The following is a 12218-nucleotide window of genomic DNA, read 5'->3' on the forward strand; positions in this document are numbered from 1 at the left end:
GATGGCAGCGGACCGCTCGGTCCCTTCTGTCACTTTCTTGGGGAAAAGGACCTTACCCATGCCGTTGCCGCGATCTGCCGCCGACCATCCGATCCAAAGACCATGGCAGGGGGTGTGGGCGTGGCCCTGGGCTGTCCTGGCGGCGGTGGTGCTGGTGGCCGCCGGCCTCTTCGCCGGCGCCGTTCCTGCCTCGGCCGCGACCTATACCTTCAAGGGCGTTGTTAAGGGGAAGCTGAGCGCCACGGCAACGGCCACGCCGCTGGGGGATGTGTGGGTGGGGGCCTACACCAACAACTCCGCGGCCTCCTCCGTGGCCGGCGCGTGGACAGCGGCCGACGGGTCCTACAGCTTCACCGTACCGGCAGCCGGCAGCTACAAGATGTGGACCACCTGCAGCAGCGGGCCCTGCTCGGCAACCTACGCCAGCGAGTGGAACAACAATGAGTCGGGCTCCTACAACTCGACGCCCGTGGCCGTGACCGATGCTGCCCCCACCACCACGTTCAACCCGCAGCTGGAGGCGTACGGCACCATCAGCGGCCGGATCACCAACCAGGCAGGGCAGCCGCTGACAGCCGTTTCCGTCGAGGCGTCGCCCGCCGGCGGTGGGCAGGTCAGCAGCACCAAACCCGATGCCAACGGGTATTACACGCTTGGCAAGGTCCCGCCCAACAAGGCCTACATCAGCGTCAGGGACGAGTCCGGGCAGCGGCTTTACCTGGAGAAGTACTGGAACGGGACCGCTGCCGTGGACACCTACACCACAGCCACTGTTCCTGCCGGGGTTAAGTGGACCAACGCCAATTTTGTGATGAGTAATGAAACGCTGATCGAAGCAACCGTTACGGGCCCCGACGGCGCCCCCATTGCCGACGTCGGTTACGTCCCGTGGGTCTACAACGACGCAACCGGCGCCTGGGACGGCCCCCAGATGGGGCCACTGACCTCGGACGCCAACGGCAAGATCTACTGGCGCATGACTGTGGGCAAAAAATACAAGCTCTGCGTTTCCGATACGGTCTACGGCGGCGCACCCCGGGAGTACCGGTACAAGCCCGAGTGCTACAACAACGTCGCCACCATGGAAGCCGCTTCCATCCTGACCGCAACGTCAGCCGGGCAGCGGGTGCCCGCAGCAATCCAGCTGGAGCGGGACGGCCTGTCGATGGCTCCGGGCAGGCCCTACGTTTACGGATCGGCGCAGGCAGGACAGACACTCACAGTTGATCCCGGCGCATGGGGACCCGCTCCGGTGGCTCTGGCCTACCAGTGGCAGCGCTCCAAGGAAGGTGCCCAGCTCCAGGACATAGCCGGCGCCACAGCCACCACGTATGTGCCCACTGCCGCCGATGCCGGATATGACATCTGGGCAAAGGTCACGGGGACCAAGGCCGGGTATTCGTCCTACTCCGAGACCGTGCACGCCGGTGCATCGGGCGCCGAGGCCGTCACTGCATCGGCCCCGTTCACCATTTCGGGCACACCCAGCGCGGGAAACACCCTGACCGTCAACCACGGAACACTCAGCCCCGTCCCCGATTTCGGTCCCTACTACGACTGGTTCGTGAATGGCGTCCAGGACTACAGGTCCAATCAGCGGACGTTCCTTCTGCAGACTTCAGACGCCGGCAAAAAAGTCACCGCCCGGCTCAGCGTTTATGACTGGCCGCTCCAGCCGTACCACGGCCAAGCGTCCGTCACTGTTGCTGCCGGGACGTTGTCTGCGCCGGTGCCGACGGTGTCCGGGACGGCGAAGGTTGGTTCGGTGTTGACGGCTGTTCCGGGTGCGTGGGGTCCGGCGCCGGTGACGCTGGCGTATCAGTGGTTCCGGGCGGGTGTTGCGGTGACGGGTGCGACGTCGTCGGCGTATACGCTGGCTGCTGCCGATCAGGGCAAGGCCATGACGGTTCGGGTGACGGGGTCCAAGGCCGGGTTTACGACGGCGGCGAAGACTTCTGCTGCGACGGCGGCTGTCGCGGTGGGAACGTTGTCTGCGCCGGTTCCGACGGTTTCCGGTACGGCGAAGGTTGGTTCGGTGTTGACTGCTGTTCCGGGTGCGTGGGGTCCGGCGCCGGTGACGCTGGCGTATCAGTGGTTCCGGGCGGGGGTTGCGGTGTCGGGTGCGACGTCGTCGGCGTATACGCTGGCTGCTGCTGATCAGGGCAAGGCCATGACGGTTCGGGTGACGGGGGCCAAGGCCGGGTTTACGACGGCGGCGAAGACTTCTGCTGCGACGGCGGCTGTCGCGGTGGGAACCCTGTCTGCGCCGGTTCCGACGGTGTCCGGGACGGCGAAGGTTGGTTCGGTGTTGACGGCTGTTCCGGGTGCGTGGGGTCCGGCGCCGGTGACGCTGGCTTACCAGTGGTACCGCGGCAGCACTGCCATCACCGGCGCCACCGGACCGACTTACAAGCTGGTGGCAGCGGACAAGGGAGCTGCCATCAAAATGCGCGTGACCGGCACCAAAACGGCCTACACCGCCCTGGCCCGCTACTCAGCGGCCACCGCACTGATCGGCTGATCCGCCTGTCCGGGGCCACCTGGAACGGCATTGCGGTAACCACCGGCCCCCTTTCCTATCCCGGGAAGGGGGCCGGTGGCGTTAAGGGGCCAACGGGAAAGTACCCAGCCTGGCGGACTATATTGGGCCTGTCAGCCCATCAATTCGATTGCGGGAGTGTGCACGCATGGCCAAGGAAATCGCCACCCAACTTATTGAACAGCTGCAGGCTGCCGGAGTGCAGCGGATTTACGGGATTGTGGGCGACAGCCTGAACCCCATCGTGGACGCTGTCCGCAAGACCGGGGGCGCCAGCCAGGGCGGCATCGACTGGGTCCATGTGCGGCATGAGGAGGCCGCCGCTTTCGCAGCCGCGGCCGAAGCGCAACTGACCGGCAAACTCGCCGTTTGCGCCGGCTCCTGCGGCCCCGGAAACCTGCACCTGATCAACGGCCTTTACGATGCCAACCGGTCCGGCGCGCCCGTCCTGGCCATCGCCTCGCACATCCCCAGCAAGCAGATCGGCAGCAGCTTCTTCCAGGAGACCCACCCGGACCGGCTGTTCAATGAATGCTCCGTCTACTCGGAACTGGTCAGCACCGCCGAACAGGCACCGCGCGTAATGCACAGCGCCATCCAGCATGCCGTGGGCCTGGGCGGCGTCGCCGTCGTCACCTTGCCCGGTGACGTGGCCGGGCTCGAAGCCACCACCCCCACGCCGCTGCCGGCAACTTTCCGGCGGGCCAGCCTGGTGCCGGATCCGGCCAGTGTGCAGGAACTCGCGGATGCCATTAATGACGCCGGGAAAGTCGCCATTTTCGCCGGCGCGGGGGTTGAGGGGGCCCACAGCGAGCTGATCACCCTTGCCGAGCGTGTGCATGCGCCCATCGGCCACTCACTCCGCGGCAAGGACTTTGTCCAGTACAACAACCCCTATGACATCGGCATGACCGGGCTACTGGGCTACGGCGCTGCGGCAGAAGGCATCGACGACGCGGACCTGCTGGTCCTCCTGGGCACGGACTTTCCCTACGATCAGTTCCTGCCCGGTACCCGGACCGCGCAGGTGGACCGGGCAGCGCACAAGATAGGCCGCAGGACCGACGTCGACGTCGCCGTGCACGGCGACGTGCTGCCCACCCTGGCTGCCCTCCTGCCACTCCTGAAGCAGAAGAAGAGCCGCCGCTTCCTGGACCAGATGCTGAAAAAGCACGACCGGCTGATGAACAAAGCCGTGGGTGCCTACACCCGGAAGGTGGAGAAAAAACAGCCCATCCACCCCGAATACGCGGCATCGCTCCTGGACCAGCTGGCCGCTGAGGACGCCATCTTCACGGCCGATACCGGCATGTGCAACGTGTGGACGGCCCGGTACATCAACCCGCTGGGCACCCGCCGGCTGATCGGTTCGTACCTGCACGGCTCCATGGCCAACGCCCTCCCGCACGCCATCGGCGCGCAGGCCGCGTTCCCAGGACGGCAGGTCGTCTCCGTGTCCGGCGACGGCGGCCTCTCCATGCTGATGGGTGAACTCATCACTGTTGCGGCGCACAAACTGCCGGTCAAGGTGGTGGTGTTCAACAACTCCACCCTGGGCATGGTCAAGCTGGAGATGCTGGTGGACGGGCTGCCGGACTTCGGTGTGGACGTCCCCGATGCGAACTACGCAGAGGTTGCCCGGGCCCTGGGGTTCCACTCCGAACGGGTCACGGACCCGGCCCGGATCGAGTCCGCCTACCGCGAAGCCTTTGCCCACCCAGGCCCGGCGTTGGTGGAGCTCATCACCGATCCGAACGCGCTGTCCATCCCGCCAAAGATCTCCGGCTCGCAGGTGCTGGGCTTCGCCACCGCCATGTCCAAGGTGGTCCTGAACCGCGGCGCCGGGGAAGCGGTGAGCATGGCCCGGAGCAACCTTAGGAACATCCCGCGCCGCTAGGGCCCGCATTCCCTGGTCGAGGAGATACCAACGCCCCCGCACCGATGTGCGGGGGCGTTGGAGTTTCCAGCCGGTGCGGCCTGGCTAGCGGGCGCCGCCCTGCCAGAGCGCGTCGAACGGCGCTCCGGAGGCAACCCGGTTTTTGATGCCGGCCGTGACGAAGGCTTTGGCCGTCCGAGCCGCTGCCAGGGGCGAGGCACCCTTGGCGAGTTCAGCGGTGACAGCTGCGGCCAGGGAGCAGCCGGCGCCGGACACCGCCACCTCACCGACTTTGGGGGCGCTGAGCACTTCGAGGGTGGACCCGTCGTAGAAGACATCCACGGCGTCCGCACCGGCCAGGCGCACTCCGCCCTTGGCCAGGACTGCTGCGCCGCTGATTTCGTGGATGCGGATGGCGGCGGCCTTGAGGGACTCGACGTCGGTGATCACCAGGCCGGACAGCGACTCCGCCTCGAAATGGTTGGGCGTCACAAACGTGGCCAGCGGCAGGATATGGGCCTTCAGCGCCTGGTCGGTGTCAAGCGCGTGTCCCGGCTCCTGGCCCTTGCAGATCAGCACCGGGTCCAGCACCACATGGCGGAAAGCGTTGGCCTTCAAGGCGCCGGCAACCGTGGCGATGGTGGCCGGGCTGCCCAGCATGCCGATCTTCACGCTGTCCAGCACAGACGGCGCGCCCGACGCCGGGCCGTACGCCGCCGTCGTCGCCTCCAGTTGGTCAGCAATCACCTGCTGGTCCACGGGCACAAAGCGGTGGTTCCAGTTGTCCGTCGGATCGAAGGAGACAATGCAGGTCAGGTTGGCGATGCCGAAGACGCCCAGTTCCTGGAAGGTCTTCAGGTCCGCCTGCGCGCCGGCGCCGCCGGTGGCTTCGGATCCTGCGATGGTCAGGACAACTGCGGGGGCAGCGGGCTGTGTTGCGTCAGCGGAAACGGAAGTCATGGCACCATCCTGCCACCCGGCGTCGTCCGTTTTCCTTGTGTTTCTGAACAGGGCACTCCGGCAGTGTGTGTTCACCGTTACAACGGGCGGCAGCCGGGCCCGGCCAATGGGAGAATTGGGCGACAGTGCTAATACAGCCGGCCCGCGAAGCATCCGCGACCGAGCGAACCACTTTGAACGGACCTCCCATGCCTTCTGCCCCGGGCCCTGACGCCCTCCCCACCCACGCGCGCGGCGCAGCCCCAGGCCAAACGGCCAGGTTCGCTTCGATCGGCTCGCCGTACTTCGGGATCCTGCTCGCAGCCATGGCGGTCATCCTGATCCTGTCCAACATTGGCGCGTCCAAGGGCGTGGCATTCGGCCCCATCATCACCGACGCCGGCTTTTTCCTTTTCCCGCTGGCCTACATCCTGGGCGACGTGATCAGCGAGGTCTACGGCTTCAAAGTGGCCCGCAAAGCCATCCTCACCACTTTCGCGCTGTCCGTCTTCGCATCGTTGAGCTACTGGGTGATCATCGCGCTGCCGGGATTCGACGACGACTTCGGCGCGTCCAAGCAGGCTGCGCTGGAAGGCGCGCTGGGACCCGTCCCGCAGATCGTGCTGGCCTCGCTGCTGGCGTTCCTGGCCGGGCAGACCATCAACTCATGGATCCTGGTCCGGATGAAGGCCCGCTCCGGCGAGAAGTCGCTGTGGGCCCGGCTGATGGGCTCCTCCGGCGCCGGCGAGTTCGTGGACACCCTGATCTTCTGCAGCATCGCGGCCTCGGTCATCGGCATCACGGACTTCGGCATGTTTGTGAATTACGTGGTGGTGGGGTTTGTCTACAAGACCCTGGTGGAATTCCTGTTTGTGCCGGTCACCGCCGTGGTGATCGGCTGGATCAAGAAACGCGAGCCCAGCTACCTGGCCTAGGCCCATGTCACCCGAAACGCTGGAACGGTGTGGGGACGCTGTTCCGGGTCAGCGTCCCCACACCGTTCCAGCGATTTCGACGCCGGGAGGCCGACCGGGCACGGAAACAGGACTAGCGTCTTAGGGCTGTGAGCACGCGTTGTTTGAACTCCTGCTCCCGGAACAGGTCCTTCCATTCCACCCGGACAAAGAACCAGCCGTCCTCGGTGAGCGCCTTTTCGCGGCGCCGCTCCTGGAACAGGACTTCGGCAGTGGGCTTGTAGTCGAAGTACTTGACCTTTCCGTCGAATTCGAGGGCCACTTTCTTGTCCTTCCAGGCGAAATCGAGCCGGTGCCAGCCCGCGCGGCTCCGGACCTCCACCTGGGCCTCGGGTTTGGGGAGCTGCAGGCGGGTAATGAGTTCGCGGGTCAGCGTTTCCCCGGCCGACTCGGCGCTGGCATCTGCGTTGGCCAAAGCCGCCCGGAGGTTGCGTATCCCGCGCTGCCCTGCCAGCCCGTCCGCCGCTGCCTGCATGAGGGAGGTATCCGCGCCGAGCCGCAGCGCGTTGTCCATAATGATCAGCGACTGGCGGTAGCTGAGCATCAAGGCGCAGTCCACCGTTGTGCGCTCAAGGGTGGTAACGCGGAGCGTGGCCCGGGTTATGACCTCTGCGTCTGAATAGGGCCGGGTGTGGCCACGGATGTCCTTGCCGAGGCGCTCACAGGACGGCCGCACCCGGAACAGCAGGTGGATCAGGTCGTCAACATTCCAAAGGAAAAGGCCATGGAGCCTTGCAGCCGAGGTGTGGCTGTACACGAAGCCGCCAGTCGACGTCGTCAACGTCCCGTAAGCATGGGCATGGATCAGCTGCACACTGCGAAGCGAAGCGGACTGCTTTTCCCATAGAGCGCCCCGGATGTAGCAGCCGTACCGGAGCCGGACCAGTCCGCCGCTGCTGACGAGCTGGCGTACGGCCCGGGAGTTCAGTCCCGCGGCCCGCAGCTGGCCGGTCCGCCAAAGGTTGCCTGCTGCGGGGAGCGGCGGGAGCTGTGTCATCCATCCAGCTTCGGATGGGCTCCGCGCGTGGGCCAGGTTCCGCCGTCGTTATGTGGAAAACAACCGGGACGCTGGAACGGTGCGGGGACGCTGTCCCGGTTCGGCGTCCCCGCACCGTTCCGGCGATTCCGACGGCGTCGGGCTCAGGAGTAGTACTGCCCCAGCGTCTCGTCTTTGAAGTCGAAGAAGGTGCCGGCCTCGATGGCCAGCCTGGCGTCGTCCACCATCTTCACCACAAAGCGCTCGTTGTGGATGGAGATCAGGGTTGCGGAGATCATTTCCTTGGCCTTGAACAGGTGGTGGATGTACGCGCGGGAGTAGTTGACGCAGGTGTAGCAGTCGCAGCCGTCCTGCAGCGGGCCGAAGTCGCGTTTGTATTTTGCGCCGGAGAGGTTGAACCGGCCTTGCGGTGTGTAGAAGGCGGAGTTGCGGGCCACCCGGGTGGGGGAGACGCAGTCGAAGGTGTCCGCGCCGTTCTCGATGGCCGTGAAGATGTCGTCCGGCTCGGAGATCCCCAGCAGGTGCCGTGGTTTGTCCTCCGGCAGCTCCTCATTGCACCAGCGGACAATCGTGCCCAGGTTCTCCTTCTCCAGCGCCCCGCCGATGCCGAATCCGTCAAAGGGCATGGCGCCCAGGTCGCGGCAGGCCTGGCGGCGGAGGTCCTCGTACTGCGCGCCCTGGATGACGCCGAACAGCGCCTGGTACGGTTTCCCGACGCGGGTGGAGGTGAGCCGGAAGTGCTCCTCGATGCAGCGCAGCGCCCACAGCCGGGTGCGTTCCAGCGACTCCACCTGGTAGCCACGGGAGTTCTGCAGGGTGGTGAGCTCGTCGAAGGCGAACATGATGTCCGCCCCGATCCGGTGCTGGACCTGCATGGAGATTTCCGGGGAGAACCGGTGCCGGTCGCCGTTGAGGTGGCTCTTGAACCAGACGCCGTCGTCGTCGATATGGGCGAGGCGTTCCTTGCCGGGCGCCACGGCGTCGTCAGGTCCGGAGGAATCAACGGACTTCATGTCGATGACCTTCTTGAAGCCAGAGCCCAGGCTCATGACCTGGAACCCGCCGGAATCGGTGAACGTGGGGCCGGGCCAGTTCATAAACGCGCCGAGGCCGCCTGCTTCGTCCAGGATGTCAGCGCCCGGTTGCAGGTAAAGGTGGTAGGCGTTGGCCAGGAGCGCCTGCGCCCCAAGGTCCGCCATGGATTCGGGCAGGACGGCTTTGACCGTCGCCTTGGTTCCGACGGCGATGAACGCCGGCGTGCGGATCTCACCGTGCGGGGTGGAGATGCTGCCGGTGCGGCCCAGGAATTCACCGCCGTTTTCCGAGACCTGGGCGCCGGAAGGACTGCAGGAGTCCGACAGCCGGGTACCCACTTGGAAGCCGAACTCGGCCTGGACGGCAGGCTGCCCGGCCGTACCGTCAGTGGCGGCTTGCTGGGACGGGGCAGGGGCGGGGAATGCTGGCACCGTACCAGTGTGCCAGCATTCCCCGCCGCTCCGTCAGCTGGCCGGTTCCGATGTGGGGTAGTTCTCAGCGCGCCAGTTGTCCCACCCCGTACGGATCGACTCCAGCCGGTGGGCGCCCAGCCCGTACGTTGAGGCAATCACCAGGGACCCGCCGTCGGGCCGGATGTCCTCGATGACCGGCTGGTCCGTGACCACCAGGAGGCCCTCGCCGTGGTCGGCGTAGTCATGGACCGTGAGCCCCACCTGGTGGTTGGACCGGTACCAGACCTTCCCGGAGATCTCCTCGCCGGTTCCCAGCGTGAGCCGGTAGTCCCCGCCCGGCGCCGGGACGTCGGCCAGGCCCAGCTTTTCGATGGCGGAGCCCGGACCGCCGGGGAGGTTCAGGAACAGTGTGTGGCGGGAGCCGCGGGGGTGGCGCTCCAGCACGAACCGGAGCTGCTCGAGGAACGTGAGCCAGCCCTGGGTGATGTCCTCGTCCCAGGCAGCCCATTCGGAGTTGTGGTCCAGCGCGGCGCGGGTCACGCTGACCCGGGTCCCCGTGGGCACGGGGTGGAGCTCAAAGACGTCCCCGCCGTGAACAGTGAGGCTGGTGTGGTCCGGTGCTTCCTGCACGTCGTCGGAGAAGTAGATCTCTTTGATTTCGGCGTCCAGGTCCTCGGCCTGCCAGCCGTGCCACTGGGCAACTTTGGCGGGTTCGCGCAGCATGGTCCAGACCTGCGGCGCATCGGCGTTGATCACTACGCTCAGATTGTTGGTCATGCCCCGAATGTACAACTCCCGCCCCGTCCCGGGTAGGGGGCAGTTGCCGGCCGGCGCTGTCCCGCGCCGGCCGGGTGGATCCTCAGGCGCGGACGGCCTCAAGTTCGTTGCTGATGCGCCGCTTAAGTTCGCTGCCGCCGATGGTTTCCGAACCGCCGTGCGCGCGCAGGAACAGCAGTGATTCGAGCCGCAGCAGCCGCCATTCCCGTTCGGCGTCGTGGTTGGAATTGTCGATGGCCCGGAAAATTTCCTTGTCGTACAGGTTGGGCTCATTGAGCGAACGCTGCCGCACCTTGGCCGCCATCCGGGCCTTGAACGGGTCGGTTTCCTGGTTCTCGGGAGTCCGGATCAGCTGCTCGTAGACGGCGGCCCGGCGGTCCTGGCCATCCTGCCGGCAGATGTAGCTGGCCAGGGCGAGGGCCGCTTCCACGGACGTCCAGCGGCCGGGGTTGCCGTCAAAAGGCAGGACCGTGATGAGGTCCGCGACGAGGAGCGCGTTCTCGGCGTCCTTCAGGGCCACAAACAGTTCCTGGGCGAGGTCGCTGAGGTCCTTCAGGCAGCTGCCCGACTTGAAGTTCACGCCCTTGGCCAGCCGGTCCGCCAGCAGCATCACGCCGATGGCATCCGGGTGCGCCTCCGCCGCGGCTTCCACAACGGACTCCGGGGTGCCGGCGGCGGTGGGGATCAGGGCGAGTTCCTCGTCGCTGGGTCCCTTGATGGCCGGTGGTACGGGCGGCAGCGGGGGAACCACGACGGCGGGCGCCGCTGCGGCGGGCGCAGCAGTTCCGGCGGGCTGCTGCTGCCGTGCTTCAGCTGGTTGTCCGGCCGCCTCGGGAAGGCGGGTGACGGCGTCGGCATGCTGGTCCACCACGGTGACGCTGGTGCCCACGGCGATGCGCAGGGTGCCGCCGCCGGAAAGGCTGGCGAGGACCAGGGCGGGCGCCCCGAAATCGTCGCGCTCCACCTCGATCTGATGGATTTCTGCGGTCCCCCGGCCGTCCGGCAGCAGGATGTGGTGTCCGCTGCCCAGAGATCCAGCCTGCTGTTCGCTGTGGCGCCGTGCGGCTGGTGTTTCGGTCATGGAAGTCCTTAAATTCTTGTGCGGTCCGCCCAACAGTCTACAAAGGCGGGCACCGGAAATCGGGGACCCGGCGGGTGGGGTGCGGGTGTCAGTAGCCCACGCCGGCGAAGGCCAGGGCCTGCCGGATGAGCCCGCCGCGGCCGCCGACGAACTCCAGCTGCACGCCGGGGCTGAGGACCTCGTCCGGGGTCATCCAGGTCAGTTCCAGGGCATCCTGCCTCGGTTCGCACTCGCCCGTGACCGGGATGACGTACGCCAGGGACACCGCGTGTTGGCGTTCGTCGGTGAACCCCGTCTGCGACGGTGCGGGGAAGTATTCGGCCACGGTGAAGGGCACCGGGCTGATGGGCAGCTGCGGGAAGGCCAGCGGACCGAGGTCCTTTTCCATGTGTCGGAGCAGGGCGGCGCGGATGGTTTCGCGGTAGATGACGCGGCCCGATACAAGCGACCGGACCATGGTGCCGTCCTCGTCCGCTTGCAGGAGGGTCCCCACCTCGTTGACGAAGCCCAGCGGGTCCAGCCGAACGGGCACCGCCTCGACGTACACCATGGGCAGCCGCCCGCGGGCCTCAAAAAGGTCTTCTTCGGAAAGCCAGCCGGGATTCGGGTCAGGTGTGCGCACGTTCATGGTTAAGTTCTACCCCATGGGAGGGCGCCGGGTGATCCACAGCTCTCCGGGGGCAGGGGTGGCGGTTCCGTCGACGGCGCCGCCCGCCGTACTTTCGCCGGCCCCTTGTCCGGCTGTAGCATCCGTCCCGGGCGCGGCGTTCCCACCGGCGCCAGGCACGGTGCCCTTCCCGGGGTCCTGCCCGGCGTCCGGGTGTGGAACCCGCAGGAGGCTGCCCGGTCCGTCCGGTCCCTGGCCGGCCAGGGCAGCGGCGAAGCCGGCGGCCTGGAGCCGCCCGCACAGGGCGGCCAGGTCGCCGTCGTACTCAAAACCAAGGCCGGAGCGGGCCGGGCCGTGTCCCGGCCTGACCAGGATGACGCCGCCGTTTTTGGCCGTGAACGCAGAGGCGTCGGCGGCGGCATGACCGGTCCTGGGCCGGGCACCGATCCAGCCCAGGGTCCGGGCCGCTGCGGATGGGTCTTCCGTGAACCAGAGTCCCACAACGGCCAGAGCCGGATCCGCGCCCACTGTGGGTACGGCAGGGTTGGCGGTCGCCGCCAGGAAGGAAAAGCCGTCCGGGGCGCTGATGCCGCAGCTGGCGCCGTCGCCGGACATTACTGCCGGGATCCGGCCGTCGCCCTGGGCGTCGAGGTTGGTGCGGCGGGCAAACTCGGCCAGGACGCGCACCTCGAAGCCGAGCTCAGCCCGCCCGGCCAGGCCGGGGAGGGCAGGGTGGGCAGGCTGCAGCGAGATCCTGCCGGATCCTGCGTCGAACGTGCGGCCGTTACCCGTGGCGGGGACCATGCCCAGGGCAACGAGCAACCGTTGCCACTCCAGGAGCCTGGCGGTGTGCTGAAAGGGCCGGACGCGGAGCATGGCGGATCCTTGGGGTGCTGGCGGATGGTGACGGGACGCCGTGCCCGGCTGGGCGGTGGGCCGGAGACCGGGCGGCAAAGCTCCCGGTGCCCCCAAGCCATCCT

General features: G+C 67.0%; 10 protein-coding genes. 3 read left to right on the forward strand and 7 right to left on the reverse strand.

From position 1 onward, the window contains the following. The first annotated feature begins 58 nt into the window (after window positions 1-58). Window positions 59-2521: a carboxypeptidase regulatory-like domain-containing protein gene (locus tag QRN07_RS01655; RefSeq protein ID WP_285240212.1), complete on the forward strand. Its 2463-nt coding sequence runs from the start codon at window positions 59-61 to the stop codon at window positions 2519-2521. Window positions 2522-2687: 166 nt separating this feature from the next. After that, window positions 2688-4436 (forward strand): pyruvate dehydrogenase, encoded by a 1749-nt coding sequence (locus tag QRN07_RS01660; protein ID WP_285240213.1) that lies wholly within the window; start codon window positions 2688-2690, stop codon window positions 4434-4436. Between the two features lie 84 nt (window positions 4437-4520). Here QRN07_RS01660 and QRN07_RS01665 read toward each other — a convergent pair whose 3' ends face one another. Beyond that, on the reverse strand, window positions 4521-5375 hold the full coding sequence (locus QRN07_RS01665; protein WP_056598134.1) for a hydroxymethylpyrimidine/phosphomethylpyrimidine kinase: 855 nt from the start codon (window positions 5373-5375) through the stop codon (window positions 4521-4523). A 188-nt stretch (window positions 5376-5563) separates the two neighbouring features. Here QRN07_RS01665 and QRN07_RS01670 point away from each other — a divergent pair, with 188 nt between their 5' ends. After that, window positions 5564-6289, forward strand: a complete 726-nt coding sequence (locus QRN07_RS01670) for a queuosine precursor transporter (protein WP_285240214.1) — start codon at window positions 5564-5566, stop codon at window positions 6287-6289. A 112-nt stretch (window positions 6290-6401) separates the two neighbouring features. On the opposite strand, the gene QRN07_RS01675 is transcribed toward QRN07_RS01670, so the two are convergent. The 6 genes from QRN07_RS01675 to QRN07_RS01700 all read right to left on the reverse strand — a co-directional run bounded on the left by QRN07_RS01675 (window position 6402) and on the right by QRN07_RS01700 (window position 12114). Beyond that, complete coding sequence (locus tag QRN07_RS01675; protein WP_285240215.1) at window positions 6402-7325, reverse strand: hypothetical protein; 924 nt, start codon at window positions 7323-7325, stop codon at window positions 6402-6404. 143 nt (window positions 7326-7468) lie between these two features. Continuing rightward, the gene (gene tgt, locus QRN07_RS01680) at window positions 7469-8791 is read right to left on the reverse strand and encodes a tRNA guanosine(34) transglycosylase Tgt (RefSeq protein ID WP_502934773.1); all 1323 of its coding nucleotides are present in this window, start codon (window positions 8789-8791) and stop codon (window positions 7469-7471) included. Between the two features lie 33 nt (window positions 8792-8824). After that, window positions 8825-9550, reverse strand: coding sequence for an SRPBCC family protein (locus QRN07_RS01685; RefSeq protein WP_050684484.1), 726 nt, complete (start codon window positions 9548-9550; stop codon window positions 8825-8827). An 82-nt stretch (window positions 9551-9632) separates the two neighbouring features. Continuing rightward, complete coding sequence (locus tag QRN07_RS01690; protein WP_056598127.1) at window positions 9633-10631, reverse strand: DUF6707 family protein; 999 nt, start codon at window positions 10629-10631, stop codon at window positions 9633-9635. Window positions 10632-10719: 88 nt separating this feature from the next. Next, window positions 10720-11259: an NUDIX hydrolase family protein gene (locus tag QRN07_RS01695; RefSeq protein WP_050684486.1), complete on the reverse strand. Its 540-nt coding sequence runs from the start codon at window positions 11257-11259 to the stop codon at window positions 10720-10722. A gap of 9 nt (window positions 11260-11268) precedes the next feature. Further along, on the reverse strand, window positions 11269-12114 hold the full coding sequence (locus QRN07_RS01700; RefSeq protein ID WP_200933636.1) for a VOC family protein: 846 nt from the start codon (window positions 12112-12114) through the stop codon (window positions 11269-11271). Between the last annotated feature and the right edge of the window lie 104 nt (window positions 12115-12218).

This window comes from Pseudarthrobacter sp. MEB009 (assembly GCF_030208875.1).
In the GTDB taxonomy this organism is placed as follows: domain Bacteria; phylum Actinomycetota; class Actinomycetes; order Actinomycetales; family Micrococcaceae; genus Arthrobacter.